This window comes from Streptomyces sp. CA-249302 (assembly GCF_050936785.1).
GTDB lineage: Bacteria > Actinomycetota > Actinomycetes > Streptomycetales > Streptomycetaceae > Streptomyces.
This window is the reverse complement of the sequence record NZ_JBNJMG010000001.1, coordinates 1,896,286-1,911,247: the sequence shown is the minus strand read 5'-3', so window position 1 is coordinate 1,911,247 and position 14,962 is coordinate 1,896,286. Positions and strand designations below refer to the sequence as shown.

Here is a 14,962-nt window from a genome sequence, read left to right as displayed (position 1 = left end):
CGTGGTCCCTTGGCCCTGGAGTACGTGCCGTGACGCCGGTGTGTTCAGCTCTTCGCCGAGTCCAGTGCCGACTGGAGTGACTGGCGGTAACCGTCACTCGTGTACGTGGCCCCGGAGACGGTGTCGATGCCGGCGCTCTGGGCCTGCAGCGCCTCGGTGCGCAGCTTCGGTATCGCGTAGCTGTTGATCTCCTGGTCCCTCGGGTTCTCGGTCGGGTAGACGACCGCGGTGACGTCGGTGAGCTTGCCGTTCTTGATCGTGATCTTCACCTGGACCGGACCCCAGCGGGTGTCCACCGAGTCGCCGGTCACCGTCTTGCTGACGCCGGTCGAGCCACTGGAACCACTGGAGCCGCCGGACGTGGCCGAGCTGCTGGACGGCGCGGGCACGGCCAGGCCCACGTCCGGCGTCGAGTGCGGCTTCAGCGACAGCAGCAGCACCATCCCGGAGACGGTGGCGGCACTCGCCAGCACGATCCGGCGCAGGGGGCGGTTCTTCTTCAACGCGTGCACGGCGACTGCCTCACAGCTCTCAGAGTTCGAAGGACTCGTGGTGGATACGGCGGTCCGGCACACCGGCGGTGCGCAGCGCCTCGTACAACTCGCGGGCGAAGCCGTGCGGGCCGCATATGTATACGTCGTGGCCCGCCAGGTCGGGGAAGGTCGCCCGCAGGGACTGGGCGGACAGGCTCGGGCGCCGTCCGTCCGGCCCGTTGAGGGCGTACAGCACCTTCGCCCCGCGCCACTGGGCGATGGCCTCCAACTCCCCGCCCAGGGCGAGGTCTTCGGCCGTCCGCGCCCGGTACAGCAGGGTGACCTCGCCGGGCAGCGTCTCGAACAGGGCCCGCAGCGGGGTGATGCCGACGCCGGCCCCGATCAGCAGGGACTTCGCCGAGGTCCGCCGGTCCTCGGTCATCGAGCCGTACGGCCCCTCCGCCCACACCCGCGTGCCGGGCCGCAGCAGGGAGACGGCCGCGCTGTGGTCGCCGAGCGCCTTGACGGTGATCCGCATCAGGTCCGGGCGCGGCGGTGCCGACAGGGAGTACGGCGTAGACGTCCAGCCCATGCCCTCCCCGAAGAACCTCCAGCGGAAGAACTGCCCGGCGCGCGCACCGAGTTCGTCCAGCCGCCGCCCGCGGACGACGACCGAGTACACCCCCGGCGACTCCCGGTGCACCGACTCGACCCGCATCCGGTGCCGCACATTGAGCCGTACCGGCACCAGCACCCGGAACCAGACCACCAGGGCGGCGACGCCCAGATACAGCGCGTACCAGGCGGCCGTCGCGCCGGCGTGCCCGTTGAACTCGTTGCCCAGCGTGATCTGGTGGAAGAACGCCAGGAACACGGCCGCGTACGTCAGCAGATGGACGTAGTACCAGAACTCGTAGCTGGTACGGCGGCGCACCGCGCGGGCCGAGGTGATGCCGACCGCGAACAGGATGACCGTGCCGAAGGTGGCCTTCAGCATGTCCGGGTAGTCCAGGACCACCGTGACCGTCTCGTGCCAGATCGAGGCGCGGTCCTGGGCGGCGTAACCGAGCAGGATCAGCGTGATGTGCGCGAGCAGCAGACAGACGGTGTAGCGGCCGGCCATCGCGTGCCAGCGGGCCACCCGGTCGGAGCCGATCCGCCGCTCCAGCAGCGGCACCCGCGCCATCATGCCGACCAGCACCGCGCAGGCGTACCCGCACAGCAGTCCGGCGATCCGCCCGGCGCCGGTCAGCCAGCCCGCCGACCCGACGACCGAGCCGGTGTCCGCCCACCACAGGGCGACCACGGCCGCCGCTCCGGCCCACAGCAGCGCCAGCACGGCGCCCGCCGGGGAGCGGCGCGCGCCCGGCGCCACGGCCGGTGCCGTCCGCCGCTCGTACACGGTGGTCATGTGTGCGTCCTTTCGCCTGTTCCGGACGCAACTGTGCAGCGCGAACTTCTCAGGACCCTCTCAATGGGCGACCGCTGAGCCCACTCAGAGGAAACTCAGAGCATCCGGCGGCGCCCCCGGCCCGTGTGAGGGGTGATGCTGGTAGGGCGATGAACACCACCCGCTCCGGCCGACCCGCCCTCACCCGCCCCGACGGCACCCCGCTGCGCGTCCTGGTCGTCGACGACGACGAGGACCTCGCCGAGGTGCTCTCCGGCGCCCTGCGCTACGAGGGCTGGCGGGTCCGCGCGGCAGGCGACGGCGCGACCGCCCTCGCCGAGGCCCGGGAGCTGATGCCGGACGCGGTCGTGCTCGACGTGATGCTCCCGGACACCGACGGCTTCACCGTCCTGCGCTCCCTGCACACCGTGAAACCCGACGTCTGCGTCCTCTTCCTCACCGCGCGGGACGCGGTCGAGGACCGTATCGCGGGCATCACCGCGGGCGGCGACGACTACGTCACCAAGCCCTTCAGCCTGGAGGAGGTGGTCGCCCGGGTCCGCGGCCTGCTGCGCCGCGCCGGCATGGCACGCCAGCTGGAGGAGGGCCCGCGCCTGACCGTCGGCGACCTGGTCATGGACGAGGACTCCCGCGAGGTCACCCGCGCCGGCGAGCTGATCGAACTGTCCCCGACCGAGTTCGAGCTCCTGCGCTTCCTGATGCGCAACCCGCGCCGCGTCCTGAGCAAGGCGCAGATCCTCGACCGCGTCTGGTCGTACGACTTCGGCGGCCGCGCCCACGTGGTCGAGCTGTACATCTCGTATCTGCGCAAGAAGGTGGACGCGGGCCGCGAGCCGATGATCCACACGGTGCGGGGCGCCGGGTACGTGCTCAAGCCGGTGGCGTCATGAGGCTCCAGTGGCGCCGCCTGCCGCGCCCGCGCACCCTCCGGGCCCGCCTCACCGTCGGCCTGGTGGTGCTGCTCGCGGTGAGCTGTGCCGCGGTCGGGGTGGCCGCCGTCGTCGAGCTCCAGGGCTTCCTCACCAGCCGTCTCGACGAACAGCTGACCCAGGCCGGGAACCGCTTCGCCCTGAGCCTGGAGCACAAGGACCAGCTGCCGAACGACCACGACGGCGACGAGCACGGCGACACCCGCCGCCAGTCGACCGGGACCTTCGGTGCCCGGCTGGTCGACGGGACGGTCACCAACGCGGCGGTCGTCCGAACGAACGGAACCCACAACGTCTCCCTCAGCGAGCGCGACAGGAAGCGGCTCGCCGCGATCCCGGCCGACGGCAAGGGCCACACCCTCGAGCTCTCCGCGCTGGACCACTACCGGGTCGTCGCCTCCCAGGGCATCGACGGCGACGTGCTGGTCACCGGCCTGCCCCTGGAGCCGGTGGAAGCCACCGTCCACCGCCTCGAACTGGTCGCCGGAATCGTCTTCGGTGCCGCCCTCACCCTCGCCGGTGTCGCGGGCGCCCTCTGGGTGCGCTGGTCGCTCCGGCCGCTGAGCCGGGTCGCGGCGACCGCCACCCGGGTCAGTGAACTCCCACTGGCCAGCGGTGAGGTGGCGCTGCCGCCCCGGGCTCCCGAGTCCGATCCGCGCAGCGAGGTGGGCCGGGTCGCCGGCGCCTTCAACCGGATGCTGGGCCACGTCGAGGACGCCCTCACCAAACGGCACGCCAGCGAGGAGCGGCTGCGCAGCTTCGCGGCGGACGCCAGCCACGAACTGCGCACGCCGGTCGCCTCGGTCCGCGGGCACGCCGAACTGGCCCTGCTCCACCCGGGCCCGGTCCCGCCGGAGATCACCCGCGCCCTGGGACGCATCGCCGCCGAGTCGTCCCGCATGGGCGCGATGGTCGACGACCTGCTGCTCCTGGCCCGCCTGGACGCGGGCCGTCCCCTGGCGTCCGAGCCGGTCGACCTCACCCGGCTGGTGCTGGACGCGGTGACGGACGCGCGGGCCGCGGGCCCCGACCACCGCTGGGAACTGGACCTCCCGGAGGACCCGGTCACGGTCACCGGCGACGAACACCGCCTCCAACAGGTGTTGGCCAACCTGTTGGCCAACGCGCGTTTGCACACGCCCGTTGGCACGAAGGTCACGGTGACCCTGGAGACGGAGGACGGCACGGCACTCCTGCACGTTCACGACGACGGCCCGGGCGTCCCCGAGGACATCCGCCCCGGCGTCTTCGAACGCTTCACCCGGGCCGACCGCCGCACCAAGGAGGCGACGGGCGGCGCGGGCCTGGGCCTGTCGATCGTGGCGGCCGTGGCCGAGGCGCACGGGGGGAGCGTGGAGCTGGAGAGCAGGCCGGGGTCGACCACGTTCTCCGTGCGGCTCGGTGCTGCCAGTACCGAGTCCAGTGCTGAGTTCAGTACTGAGTGATGACCGTGGATCCGCCGGTCGTCCCGATCGCGATGTGCGGCTTCTTCCCGGGAGCCGCCCACTTGAGGATCGCCTTCATGGCGTCGCCGGACACGGACACACAACCGGCCGTCGCCCCACGTCCGTTGACGTGCAGGAAGATGCCCGCTCCCCGTTTGCGCACCGGCGCGCGGTAGTTGAAGCCGATGACGAGCCCGTACGCGTACTGCGTCGGGTACGCGCCGAGCCGCTCCGACTCGGAGGCCCGGCAGTCGGCGGCAAGGGGCTCGGTCCAACGGTTGTAGGAACGCGAGTCGTTGTCCTCGCACCACCACGAACTCCTGTGCACCGCCCGGTACTTGTAGGACGTACCGCTCGGAGCCGCCTTGATGCCGAAGGCGAAGGGCAGGTCGTACAGCCCGGCGGGCGTGGTGTTGGTCCCCTGCTTGCGCTCCGTGCCCTCGACAAGACCCTTCGCCCCGAACCGGGCGGCGGCCGAACCGGCCTTCACCCACTGCCCGTCACGAAGGTCCCACCAGGTCACCGTCCCCGTCGTGGAGCTCGACTTCGCGGCCACGGCGGTGATCAGCTGCGTACCACCACCGGTGTCGTCCATCCGCGCCGGCAACGGCGGGACGGCGACGCTCGGCGCCGCGGCACCGAGCACGAGAAGGGACGCGGACACCAGGGCACCGGCGGCGAGAGCGCTTCGCATGGCTCAGACCGTAGACGGAGAAGGCGGCGACGGCAGCCCGGTTGGGCCAACCAGGCTCCACCGGACCGGCGCGCGAACCGCGCGCCGGTCCAGGGAATTGCGGGGTCCGGTTGCCGGGAGGCCGCCGGACCCCCGCCGCGGCCGCCCCGGCCGGCGCAGAAACGGGGCGGCCGCAGCGCCTGTCACGTCACTTGGTGAGCGTGCAGGCAGCCAGGGAGTCGAGCCCGGCCGGCTTCTCGGCGGTGCGGCCGATCGCGATGGCGATCCGGTCGATGGTCGACTTCCGCTTGTCGGCGAGCGGGCCGAGGATGGCGTTCTGGACGAAGTTGTCGCCGCCCTGGCCGACGGTGTCGACGAGCCGCTTGTTGGCCTCGTCGATCTGGGTCTGGAGCAGGGTGAGGTTGCGGGTGACCTCGGCCTGGGCGGAGGCGGGGATCGCGGGAAGCTGCGAGGCGACGTCCGGGCAGGTGATGGTGCCGACCCCGGTGTTGCCGGTCTCACCCGCGGCGTCGTCGGCGGCCGAAGCCGTGGCGCTCGGCGTGGCCGAGGCCTCCGCGCCCGTGCCGGACTCGTCGCCCGCCCCGGTGTCGGTCCCCGTCTCGGCGCCGGTGCCCGCCGCCCCGTCGGCGTTGAGCGTGCAGGGCGCGAGCGCCTCCAGGCCCTGCGGCTTGTCCGCCGTACGCCCGATCGCCGTGGCGATACGGTTGACGGTGGCGATCCGCTTGTCCTCCAAGGGGCCGAGGATGGCGTTCTGGACGAAGTTGTCGCCGCCCTGGCCGACGGTGTCGACGAGCCGCTTGTTGGCCTCGTCGATCTGGGTCTGGAGCAGGGTGAGGTTTCTGGTGACCTCGGCCTGCGCGGAGGCCGGGATCGCCGGGAGCTGCGAGGCGACGTCCGGGCAGGTGATGGTGCCGGGGGACGCGGCCAGGGTGCGGGCGTTGTTCCCGCTGCTCTTGGACGGTGTCCCGGCGAGGGCGGTGCCGGCGATCACCGCTCCGGACAGCGCCACCGCGGCAGCGCCGCCGATGATCGCGACGCGACGCTTGTTGTACTTCGGAAGAGCCCTGGACATGCGGATGCCTCACTCGGGTCGGGAGTGGTCTTCGTTTACAAACGCGGCGCCTGCGTTCGGCGAGAGGTACGGGAAAGCGGTTACGGGTGTTCAAGGCTTCCTCAGATTGACGAATCATGCATAACTCTGCATACTCATGCATGAGGACATCGACCCACCCTCCCTCCCTAGGAGCAACGCAAGTGAGCAGCAACAGCGGTGACGTACGGCTCTGGGGCGGCCGTTTCGCCGACGGTCCCGCCGAGGCCCTGGCGAAGCTGTCCGCGTCCGTCCACTTCGACTGGCGGCTGGCGCCCTACGACATCGCCGGTTCGCGTGCCCACGCGCGCGTGCTGCACAAGGCGGGGCTGCTCACCGAGGACGAGCTCCAGCGGATGATCGCCGGGCTCGACCAGCTGGAAGCGGACGTGGCGGCGGGCGAGTTCGTCGGCACCATCGCCGACGAGGACGTGCACACCGCTCTGGAGCGCGGCCTCCTGGAGCGCCTCGGGCCCGACCTCGGCGGCAAGCTCCGCGCCGGCCGCTCCCGCAACGACCAGGTGGCGACCCTCTTCCGGATGTACCTGCGGGACCACGCCCGCACGGTCGGCGGCCTGATCGCCGAGCTCCAGGACGCGCTGGTCGGCCTCGCGGAGGCCCACCCGGACGTGGCGATGCCCGGCCGCACCCACCTCCAGCACGCCCAGCCGGTCCTGTTCGCCCACCACGTCCTGGCCCACGTCCAGTCCCTGTCCCGGGACGCGGAGCGGCTGCGCCAGTGGGACGAGCGCACGGCCGTGTCGCCGTACGGCTCGGGCGCCCTCGCGGGCTCCTCCCTCGGCCTGGACCCGGAGGCGGTGGCCGCGGACCTGGGCTTCGAGCACGGCAGCTCCGCGAACTCCATCGACGGCACGGCCTCCCGCGACTTCGTGGCGGAGTTCGCCTTCATCACCGCGATGATCGGCGTCAACCTCTCCCGGATCGCCGAGGAGGTCATCATCTGGAACACGAAGGAGTTCTCCTTCGTGACCCTGCACGACGCCTTCTCCACCGGCTCGTCGATCATGCCGCAGAAGAAGAACCCGGACATCGCGGAGCTGGCGCGCGGCAAGAGCGGCCGTCTGATCGGCAACCTCACCGGCCTGATGGCGACCCTCAAGGCCCTCCCGCTCGCGTACAACCGCGACCTCCAGGAGGACAAGGAGCCGGTCTTCGACTCCATCGACCAGCTGGAGGTCCTGCTCCCGGCCTTCACCGGCATGATGGCCACCCTCACCGTCCACCGCGAGCGCATGGAGGAACTGGCCCCGGCCGGCTTCTCCCTCGCCACCGACATCGCCGAGTGGCTGGTCAAGCAGGGCGTCCCGTTCCGGGTGGCCCACGAGGTGGCCGGCGAGTGCGTGAAGGCGGCGGAGGCCGAGGGCAAGGAACTCGACGAGCTGACCGACGACCAGTTCGCGAAGATCTCCGCCCACCTGACCCCCGAGGTCCGCACGGTCCTCAACGTCCCCGGCGCCCTCGCCTCCCGCAACGGCCGCGGCGGCACCGCCCCGAGCGCGGTGGCGATCCAGCTGGCCGAGGTGAAGACGGACCTGGCGGCCCAGCACGAGTGGGCGAACGCCAAGAAGTAGTCGGCACGCATGTCCGAGGGGCATCGCGGTTACGTTGGTCATGAGCCGTACCGACCGAACGGAGCCCGCGATGCCCTTCGCCCGTCTTGCCTCAGCGACGACCCCCACCTGCCACATCGGCCTGGGCCTCGCCGCGGTCGGGCGGCCCGGCTACATCAACCTGGGCCGCGACGAGGACCTGCCGGAGGGCCGCAGCGTCGACGCCCTGCGCGCCCGCACCCACGAGCTCCTCGACGCCGCCTACTTCCAGGGCGTCCGCTACTTCGACGTGGCCCGCTCCTACGGCCGCTCCGAGGAGTTCCTCGCCGACTGGCTGAACTCCCGCCCCGACATCGACGACATCGTCGTGGGCAGCAAATGGGGCTACACCTACACCGCCGGCTGGACCACCGACGCGGAGAAGCACGAGGTCAAGGACCACAGCCCCGCGACATACGACCGCCAGCGCGCCGAGACCGCCGAACTCCTCGGCGAGCACCTCGACCTCTACCAGATCCACTCGGTGACCCCGGACAGCCCGGCCCTCACCGACAAGGAACTCCACGCGAAGCTCGCCGAGGCCGCCGCCGCGGGCACCACCATCGGCTTCTCCACCAGCGGCCCGGCCCAGGCCGACGCGATCCGCGCCGCCCTCGCCGTGACGGTCGACGGCGAGCCCCTCTTCCGTACCGTCCAGTCGACGTACAACGTCCTGGAGACCTCGGCCGCCCCCGCCCTCGCCGAGGCGCACGACGCCGGCCTCACGGTGATCGTCAAGGAGGGCATGGCCAACGGCCGCCTCGCGGACCCGTACGCACCGGACGCCCTGAAGGCCGTAGCCGCGGAAACGTCTCTGGGGTGCGACGCCGTGTCCCTGGCCGTGATCCTGCGCCAGCCGTGGGCCGGGGTCGTCCTCTCCGGCGCGGCGACGGTCACCCAGCTCGCCTCCAACCTCCACGCGGCGGTCGTGGACCTGGACGAGAACCAGCTGACCCGCCTGGCGGAACTGGTGGAGGAGCCGCAGGCGTACTGGGAGCGGCGCGGCAGCCTGCCCTGGCACTGAGAGCGGGCATGACCCACTGAGCCATGAGACGAGCATGCTTATTCTGAGACATTGATGTCTCACATGGGCTATGCTCGTCTCATGGCTGTCGATCGTGACCACGTACTGCGCGCCGCCGCGGCGCTGCTGACCCGCAAGTCCACCGCGACGATGGACGAGGTCGCCAAGGCGGCCGGGATCAGCCGCGCCACCCTGCACCGCCACTTCGCGGGCCGTGACGCGCTGGTACGGGCGCTGGAGTCGCTCGGCATCGCCGAGTGCGAGTCGGCGCTGGACACGGCCCGCGCGGACCAGGGTCCGGCGGCAGAGGCCGTACGGCGTTTCATCCGGGCGATCGAACCGTCGGCCGCCCTGCTCGCCTTCCTCTACACCGAGAACCAGCTCTTCGAGGGCGGGCAGCAGAACGCCGGCTGGACCCGGATCGACGACCGCATCTCCGCGCTGTTCCGGCGCGGACAGGAGAGCGGCGAGTTTCGCATCGACCTGACCCCGGCCTGGCTCACCGAGGCGCTGTACGGCCTGCTGGCCTCCGGCGCCTGGGCGGTGCTGGAGGGCCGGGTGGCATCCAAGGACTTCACCTTCATGATCACCGAGCTGTTGCTCGGTGGCGCACTACGGAGAGAGGAATCATGACCAGCACCCTGCAGCCGGCGACCACGACCGAGGCGGTGAAGCGACCGGGCCGTTGGCTCGCGCTGTCCGTCCTCGTCCTCGCCGTGCTGCTGGTGGCCGTCGACGCGACCGTCCTCGGCCTGGCGACCCCGTACATCAGCGAGGACCTGAAGCCGTCCGGCACCCAGCTCCTCTGGATAGGCGACGTCTACTCCTTCGTCATCGCCGGCCTCCTGGTCTCGATGGGCAGCCTGGGCGACCGAATAGGCCGCAAGCGGATCCTGCTCGTCGGCGCCACGGCGTTCGGCGCGATCTCGATCCTCAACGCCTACGCCTCGACACCCGAGTTGATGATCCTGGCCCGAGCCCTGCTCGGCGTCGCGGGCGCGACCCTGATGCCCGCGACCCTGGCCCTGATCCGCAACCTCTTCCACGACCCGCGCGAACGCAGCCTCGCGGTGGGCATCTGGGGCGCAACTGCCTCGGCAGGCACGGCAATCGGCCCGATTGCGGGCGGCTTCCTGCTCGAACACTTCTGGTGGGGCTCGGTGTTCCTCATCAACCTGCCGGTGATGGCGGTGCTGGTGGTGGTCGGCATCAAGCTCCTCCCGGAGTCGAAGAACCCCAACCCCGGCCCCTGGGACGTGCTGAGCGTGGCGCTGTCCCTGATCGGCATGATCGCGGTCGTGTACGCAGTCAAGGAGGCGGCGGCACACGGCTTGTCGTGGGAGGCAGCGGCGGTGGCGGCGCTGGGCCTGACCGCGCTCTACTGGTTCGTCCGGCGCCAACTGACGCTCCCCACCCCGCTCCTGGACATGCGCCTGTTCCGCAACCGCGGCTTCAGCGGCGCGGTCCTCGCCGACCTCCTGACCATCCTCGGCCTCTCCGGCCTGGTCTTCTTCCTCTCCCAGTACCTCCAACTCGTCCAGGGCAGGCGCCCGTTCGAGGCGGGGCTGGCGGAGGTGCCGGCGGCGGTGGGCGCGGTGGTTGCGGGCCTGATCGCAGGCCGAGCGGCCCGCCGCTTCTCGGTCCGGGCGGTGGTCTCGGGCGGCCTGGCGGCGATCGGCCTCGCCCTGGCAGCCCTCACGGTGATCGACGAGTCAACGGGCTACCCGCTCCTGGGCACCGCCCTGCTCTTCGTGGGCATAGGCGCCGGCTTCTCCTTCACGGTGACGTCGGACGTGATCCTGTCGTCGGTCCCGAAGGAACAGGCGGGCGCGGCATCGGCGGTCTCGGAAACGGCGTACGAACTGGGCGCGGCCCTGGGCATCGCAGTCCTGGGCTCGATCGTGACGGGCGTCTACCGCGGCTTCCCGTCCCCGGCGGGCACACCGGAAGGCGCCCACGAGTCACTCGGTGCGGCGGTGGAGGCGGCACAGGCCATGCCCGCGGAGAGCGCACAGCAACTGCTGTCGTCGGCCCGTGAGTCCTTCGTCGACGGCTTGTCGATCGCAGCGGGAGCAGGCGCAATCGTCCTGCTGGCAACCGCAGTCGCAGCGTGGTTCATGCTCCGAAACCAACGACTGGACAACGCCGCTTCTTAAGGGGCGCGGGGCTGTATCGACATGCGGCTCCGCCGCGTGGGCGCGACAAGCCCCCACTCACCCGCACCCGACAACGAACCCCTACGCGGCCTTCGCCTTCGTCGCATACATGTCCACGTACTCCTGCCCGGACAACCGCATGACCTCAGCCATCACGGAGTCGGTCACGGCCCGCAGCACATACCGATCCCGGTCCATCCCCTCGTAGCGGGAGAACTCCATCGCCTCGCCGAACCGGACCGTCACCTTCGAAGGCCGAGGCATCCCCGCCCCACCCGGCTGGATCTTGTCCGTGCCGATCATCGCGAAGGGAACAACCGGCGCACCGGTCATCAGCGTCAACCGCGCGATACCGGTGCGCCCCCGGTACAGCCGCCCGTCGGGCGACCTCGTGCCCTCGGGGTAGATGCCGAACACCCGGCCCTCGTCCAGGATGCGTCGGCCGGTCATCAGCGCGGCCACCCCGCCCTTGCCGCCGTCCCGGTCCACCGGGATCATGCCGACGCCCGTGAAGAACCAGGCCATGAGGCGGCCCTTGAAGCCCTTGCCGGTGACGTACTCGTCCTTGCCGATGAAGAAGACCTGCCGGTCGCAGACCAGCGGCAGGATCATCGAGTCGATGAAGGTCACGTGGTTGCCGGCCAGGATCACCGGACCGTCCCCCGGGATGTGCTCCACGCCCTCCACCTGTGGGCGGAACATCAGGCGCATGATCGGTCCGAGCAGTGCCTTGATGAGCGCGAAGCGGGACAACGGGCCCTCCGGTGTCAAGGGTTTTGGTATGAGTCTGTGCAGGTGAGGACGATACTCCCGGTCTCCGGGGTCGTGCACATCGGGGACGCGGGGTTCACCGAGGTCTTACGCACTGTTGACGTGTGTTCACCTGCAGTGGCGCCGCGTTGCCTGCCCGTAATCACGCCGGAACCATGTGAGGGATGTCGCACGCCTCAGACATTCGTTCCCATGCGACATGCCGAGTCATCCGTGTGTTCCGGTCGAGGTCTCCCTCGCGTCATGTACACGCACCTACGATCGGCCCGCATCGAAGAGCTCACGTCAGGGGAGGCGCTCATGGGAACGCAGGAGAACGAGCAGACAGGCACCACCGGGCGGCGGGCGCTCCTCGGCGCGGCGGTGCTGGGCGCGGGCGGAGCCGTCCTCGGCCTGTCCGGTACGGCGAGAGCGGCCGGGTCGGCCTCGTACGGGAACGGCGGGCTCAAGAGCCTGCCCAAGCCGACGATCATCGGTCACCGGGGTGCGAGTGGTTACCGGCCGGAGCACACCTTCGGCTCGTACAACCTCGCCCTCGACCTGGGCGCCGACATCGTCGAGGCCGGCGACCTGGTCCCCACCAAGGACGGTCACCTCGTCTGCCGCCACGAGCCGGAGATCGGCGGGACGACGAACGTCGCCGACCACCCCGAGTTCGCCGGCCGCAAGACCACCAAGGTCCTGGACGGCGTCTCCACCACCGGCTGGTTCACCGAGGACTTCACCCTCGCCGAGCTGAAGACGCTGCGCGCGATCGAGCGCATCCCGGCCAACCGCCCGCACAACACCCTCTACAACGGCCGCTGGGAGATCCCCACCTTCGAGGAAGTCCTCAAGTGGCAGGACGAGCAGACCCGCAGGCGCGGCAAGCAGGTCTGGATCTACCCCGAGACCAAGCACCCCACCTACTTCCGCAAGCTCGGCCTCGGCCTTGAGGAGCGGGTCGCCAAGCTGCTGCACAAGTACGGCAAGGACAAGCGGAACTCGCCGGTCATCCTCCAGTCCTTCGAGCCCAGCAGCATCCAGCGCCTCAACACGCTGGTCGACAACCCCCTCGTGGTGCTGCTGTCCGCGGCGGGCACCCGGCCCTGGGACTTCGTCGAGGCCGGTGACCCGCGCACCGTCGCCGACCTGATCACCCCCAAGGGTCTGCGGGAGATCGCCGGCTACGCGCAGGGCCTCGGCCCGACCCTCGACCTGGTCATCACCAGGAAGGCGGACGGCAGCCTCGACCAGGAGACCACCCTGGTCTCCGACGCGCACAAGGTCGGCCTGATCCTGCATCCGTACACGATGCGCAACGAGAACCCCTTCCTGCCGCTGGAGTACCGCAAGGGCACGGCCGTGGACGCCTACGGCGACCCCTTCGGTGCCTTCAAGCGGTACTTCGCCACCGGCATCGACGGTGTCTTCACCGACAACGCCGACACGGGCGTCCTCGCCCGCCAGGACTTCGTCAACGGCTGAGCCGTAGGCCCCGGTTGGGGTGACAGTCGGCCGCCCGGGCAACCTGCCGCCCGGGCGGCCGCGTCGTGCCGCATATGACGCACGATCTCCTCACCGCCCTGCGCCCCCTGCTCACCGCCGAAGCCGGCGCGGAGGCACATGCCTCCGGTACCGAGCCGGGCGACCTGGAACAGGCGGTCTGGCTCCGCCTCCTGGAGCGCCTCGACACGGACGGCCCACCGCTCGACCCGCCGGGCTGGCTGCGCCGGGCCGTCCGTTCCGAGGCTCGACGCACCCGCCGTACCCACCGCATCGAACGGCCGTACGACACCGAACCGGTGGACGACACCGACCCGGACCCCGAACACCTCGCCCTCGCCGCCGCCTCCCGCCGGGCCCTGCGGGACGCGGTCCGTCGGCTGCCCGGCCGCTGCCCCAGCCTGATGGAGGCCCTGCTCTCCCCGAAAGACCTGACATACCGGGAAATCGCCGGGGAGTTGGGTATCTCACAGGGCAGTCTCGGCCCGGAACGTTCCAGATGCCTGGGTTGTCTCCGTCGTTTGCTCACGCCGGAGGTTGCGGCCCGCGAAGTGCGGGGATAGGAGTGAGGGACGAAATGGCGATCAGGTGAGCGGGAGGCGTGCGCACATGGGCATGAGCGTGACCATCTCGGTGGCGACCGAGCAGGATGCAGAGCAGATCTTCAAGCTCCAGTACCTGTGCTTCCAGAGCGAGGCGGCGCTGTACGGCAACTACCGCATCGACCCGCTCGTCCAGAGCCTGGACTCGGTCCGTCAGGAGGTGGTCGCGGACTGCGTCTTCGTGGCTCGGCTCGGCGAGGAAGTGGTCGGCTCGGTGCGCGGCCGGGTCACCGAGGACGGCTCGGCCGCCATCGGCAAGCTCTGCGTCCACCCGCGCCTCCAGGGCCACGGCATCGGTGCCCGGCTGCTCCGCGCGGCCGAGTCGGCGCTGGCGGAGGAGCGCGGCGCCAAGCGCTTCCGGCTGCACACCGGCCACCGCAGCGAGGGCAGCCTGCGCCTGTACCGCCGGGTGGGCTACGAGACGGTGGGCACCTCCGAGGGCACCGACGGCGTACCCATGATCGTCATGGAGAAGCCGGTCGAGGCGTACGTGGCTACTGCGTGACCGTGCGGTTCTTCCGCAGCCAGTACAGCGCGGACAGCGGCAGCAGTACGGGGATGAAGACGTACCCCATGCCGTAGTCCGACCAGACCGTCGCGTCCGGGAAGGCCGACTTGTCGACCAGGGTCCAGGTGCCGACGATCAGCACACCCGCGAGTTCGGCGGCGCAGCAGACCTGTGCCGCCCTGCGGGCCCTCTCGCCGCCGCGGACCAGCGAGTACGTGATGAAGCCGTACACGACACCCGCGACCGCCGACAGCGAGTAGGCGAGCGGTGCCCGGTCGAACTCGGTCGCGATCTGGTACACGGAGCGCGACACCGCGCCGACGACCATCACGCCGTAGAACCAGACGAGCAGCATCCCCGGCCCGCTGATGAGGCGCTTCGGCTTCTGTTCCACGGTGGTCAACTCACCCTCCCCAGATGTCATAGAGCCGCACCTCCAGCACGGCCAGCACCACACCGCCGGCGGCCACCGTCACCGAGCCCCACCGGGTCCGCTCCGCGAGCGACATGAACCCCGCGGCCGGAACGCACGCGAAGGCGCCGATCAGATACGCCACGAAGATCGTCGTGCCCTGCTCCGGCTTCTCGCCCCGCGCCAGCTGCACGATCCCGATCACCAGCTGCACCACGGCCAGCAGCGACACCACGGCCATGCCGATGAAGTGCCAGTCCTTCGTGGGCTGGTCCCGGTAGGCGGCCCAGCCGCACCAGGCGGCGAGCAGCAGCGCGGCGACACCGGTCGCCAGCGTCAGGGCAGTGAGCAT

General features: G+C 70.7%; 16 protein-coding genes. 9 read left to right on the top strand and 7 right to left on the bottom strand.

Features of this window, described 5'->3' with window-relative positions:
• Window positions 1-44: 44 nt before the first annotated feature.
• Both ACQEWB_RS08645 and ACQEWB_RS08640 read right to left on the bottom strand, forming a co-directional pair.
• Window positions 45-512, bottom strand: a complete 468-nt coding sequence (locus ACQEWB_RS08645; RefSeq protein WP_432828719.1) for an FMN-binding protein — start codon at window positions 510-512, stop codon at window positions 45-47.
• A 19-nt stretch (window positions 513-531) separates the two neighbouring features.
• Complete coding sequence (locus ACQEWB_RS08640) at window positions 532-1,884, bottom strand: ferredoxin reductase family protein (RefSeq protein WP_432828717.1); 1,353 nt, start codon at window positions 1,882-1,884, stop codon at window positions 532-534.
• Between the two features lie 149 nt (window positions 1,885-2,033).
• Between ACQEWB_RS08640 and ACQEWB_RS08635 the strand changes: the two genes are divergently transcribed.
• Both ACQEWB_RS08635 and ACQEWB_RS08630 read left to right on the top strand, forming a co-directional pair.
• Window positions 2,034-2,774, top strand: a complete 741-nt coding sequence (locus ACQEWB_RS08635; RefSeq protein ID WP_432828715.1) for a response regulator transcription factor — start codon at window positions 2,034-2,036, stop codon at window positions 2,772-2,774.
• Window positions 2,771-4,258, top strand: a complete 1,488-nt coding sequence (locus tag ACQEWB_RS08630) for a sensor histidine kinase (RefSeq protein WP_432828713.1) — start codon at window positions 2,771-2,773, stop codon at window positions 4,256-4,258. The genes ACQEWB_RS08635 and ACQEWB_RS08630 overlap by 4 nt, the downstream gene beginning before the upstream one ends.
• Here the strand turns inward: ACQEWB_RS08630 and ACQEWB_RS08625 are convergent.
• A complete protein-coding gene (locus tag ACQEWB_RS08625) occupies window positions 4,245-4,952 on the bottom strand; it encodes a L,D-transpeptidase family protein (protein WP_432828711.1) in 708 nt (235 codons plus the stop codon). The two genes, ACQEWB_RS08630 and ACQEWB_RS08625, sit on opposite strands and share 14 nt — an antisense overlap.
• A gap of 187 nt (window positions 4,953-5,139) precedes the next feature.
• Window positions 5,140-6,024, bottom strand: a complete 885-nt coding sequence (locus tag ACQEWB_RS08620) for a hypothetical protein (protein WP_432828709.1) — start codon at window positions 6,022-6,024, stop codon at window positions 5,140-5,142.
• Window positions 6,025-6,206: 182 nt separating this feature from the next.
• Here ACQEWB_RS08620 and argH point away from each other — a divergent pair, with 182 nt between their 5' ends.
• The 4 genes from argH (at window position 6,207) to ACQEWB_RS08600 (ending at window position 10,832) form a co-directional block, all read left to right on the top strand.
• Complete coding sequence (gene argH / locus ACQEWB_RS08615; RefSeq protein ID WP_432828707.1) at window positions 6,207-7,634, top strand: argininosuccinate lyase; 1,428 nt, start codon at window positions 6,207-6,209, stop codon at window positions 7,632-7,634.
• A gap of 70 nt (window positions 7,635-7,704) precedes the next feature.
• Window positions 7,705-8,676, top strand: coding sequence for an aldo/keto reductase (locus ACQEWB_RS08610; RefSeq protein WP_432828705.1), 972 nt, complete (start codon window positions 7,705-7,707; stop codon window positions 8,674-8,676).
• An 81-nt stretch (window positions 8,677-8,757) separates the two neighbouring features.
• Window positions 8,758-9,309, top strand: coding sequence for a TetR/AcrR family transcriptional regulator (locus ACQEWB_RS08605; RefSeq protein WP_432828703.1), 552 nt, complete (start codon window positions 8,758-8,760; stop codon window positions 9,307-9,309).
• Window positions 9,306-10,832 carry an MFS transporter gene (locus ACQEWB_RS08600; RefSeq protein ID WP_432828701.1) on the top strand — a complete coding sequence of 509 codons (1,527 nt, stop codon included), beginning with the start codon at window positions 9,306-9,308 and terminating at the stop codon, window positions 10,830-10,832. The genes ACQEWB_RS08605 and ACQEWB_RS08600 overlap by 4 nt, the downstream gene beginning before the upstream one ends.
• Before the next feature lie 81 nt (window positions 10,833-10,913).
• Here the strand turns inward: ACQEWB_RS08600 and ACQEWB_RS08595 are convergent, their stop codons facing one another.
• On the bottom strand, window positions 10,914-11,585 hold the full coding sequence (locus ACQEWB_RS08595) for a lysophospholipid acyltransferase family protein (protein ID WP_432828699.1): 672 nt from the start codon (window positions 11,583-11,585) through the stop codon (window positions 10,914-10,916).
• A gap of 318 nt (window positions 11,586-11,903) precedes the next feature.
• Between ACQEWB_RS08595 and ACQEWB_RS08590 the strand changes: the two genes are divergently transcribed.
• From ACQEWB_RS08590 to ACQEWB_RS08580, 3 genes are all read left to right on the top strand, one after another.
• The gene (locus ACQEWB_RS08590) at window positions 11,904-13,070 is read left to right on the top strand and encodes a glycerophosphodiester phosphodiesterase (RefSeq protein WP_432828697.1); all 1,167 of its coding nucleotides are present in this window, start codon (window positions 11,904-11,906) and stop codon (window positions 13,068-13,070) included.
• Between the two features lie 74 nt (window positions 13,071-13,144).
• Complete coding sequence (locus ACQEWB_RS08585; protein ID WP_432828695.1) at window positions 13,145-13,651, top strand: RNA polymerase sigma factor; 507 nt, start codon at window positions 13,145-13,147, stop codon at window positions 13,649-13,651.
• A gap of 46 nt (window positions 13,652-13,697) precedes the next feature.
• Entirely contained in the window at window positions 13,698-14,195 is a 498-nt protein-coding gene (locus ACQEWB_RS08580) for a GNAT family N-acetyltransferase (RefSeq protein ID WP_432828693.1), read from the top strand.
• Here the strand turns inward: ACQEWB_RS08580 and ACQEWB_RS08575 are convergent.
• Window positions 14,185-14,622, bottom strand: coding sequence for a hypothetical protein (locus ACQEWB_RS08575; RefSeq protein ID WP_432828691.1), 438 nt, complete (start codon window positions 14,620-14,622; stop codon window positions 14,185-14,187). The two genes, ACQEWB_RS08580 and ACQEWB_RS08575, sit on opposite strands and share 11 nt — an antisense overlap.
• Window positions 14,603-14,962: a hypothetical protein gene (locus ACQEWB_RS08570; RefSeq protein WP_242770902.1), complete on the bottom strand. Its 360-nt coding sequence runs from the start codon at window positions 14,960-14,962 to the stop codon at window positions 14,603-14,605. The genes ACQEWB_RS08575 and ACQEWB_RS08570 overlap by 20 nt, the downstream gene beginning before the upstream one ends.

Excerpts from the sequence above, each read along its gene's own strand:
- ACQEWB_RS08640 (WP_432828717.1), bottom strand. The coding sequence starts at position 1,884 with ATGACCACCGTGTACGAGCGGCGGACGGCACCGGCCGTGGCGCCGGGC.
- ACQEWB_RS08635 (WP_432828715.1), top strand. The coding sequence starts at position 2,034 with ATGAACACCACCCGCTCCGGCCGACCCGCCCTCACCCGCCCCGACGGC.
- ACQEWB_RS08630 (WP_432828713.1), top strand. The coding sequence starts at position 2,771 with ATGAGGCTCCAGTGGCGCCGCCTGCCGCGCCCGCGCACCCTCCGGGCC.
- ACQEWB_RS08625 (WP_432828711.1), bottom strand. The coding sequence starts at position 4,952 with ATGCGAAGCGCTCTCGCCGCCGGTGCCCTGGTGTCCGCGTCCCTTCTC.
- ACQEWB_RS08620 (WP_432828709.1), bottom strand. The coding sequence starts at position 6,024 with ATGTCCAGGGCTCTTCCGAAGTACAACAAGCGTCGCGTCGCGATCATC.
- ACQEWB_RS08610 (WP_432828705.1), top strand. The coding sequence starts at position 7,705 with ATGCCCTTCGCCCGTCTTGCCTCAGCGACGACCCCCACCTGCCACATC.
- ACQEWB_RS08605 (WP_432828703.1), top strand. The coding sequence starts at position 8,758 with ATGGCTGTCGATCGTGACCACGTACTGCGCGCCGCCGCGGCGCTGCTG.
- ACQEWB_RS08600 (WP_432828701.1), top strand. The coding sequence starts at position 9,306 with ATGACCAGCACCCTGCAGCCGGCGACCACGACCGAGGCGGTGAAGCGA.
- ACQEWB_RS08590 (WP_432828697.1), top strand. The coding sequence starts at position 11,904 with ATGGGAACGCAGGAGAACGAGCAGACAGGCACCACCGGGCGGCGGGCG.
- ACQEWB_RS08585 (WP_432828695.1), top strand. The coding sequence starts at position 13,145 with ATGACGCACGATCTCCTCACCGCCCTGCGCCCCCTGCTCACCGCCGAA.
- ACQEWB_RS08580 (WP_432828693.1), top strand. The coding sequence starts at position 13,698 with ATGGGCATGAGCGTGACCATCTCGGTGGCGACCGAGCAGGATGCAGAG.
- ACQEWB_RS08575 (WP_432828691.1), bottom strand. The coding sequence starts at position 14,622 with ATGACATCTGGGGAGGGTGAGTTGACCACCGTGGAACAGAAGCCGAAG.
- ACQEWB_RS08570 (WP_242770902.1), bottom strand. The coding sequence starts at position 14,962 with ATGCTCACTGCCCTGACGCTGGCGACCGGTGTCGCCGCGCTGCTGCTC.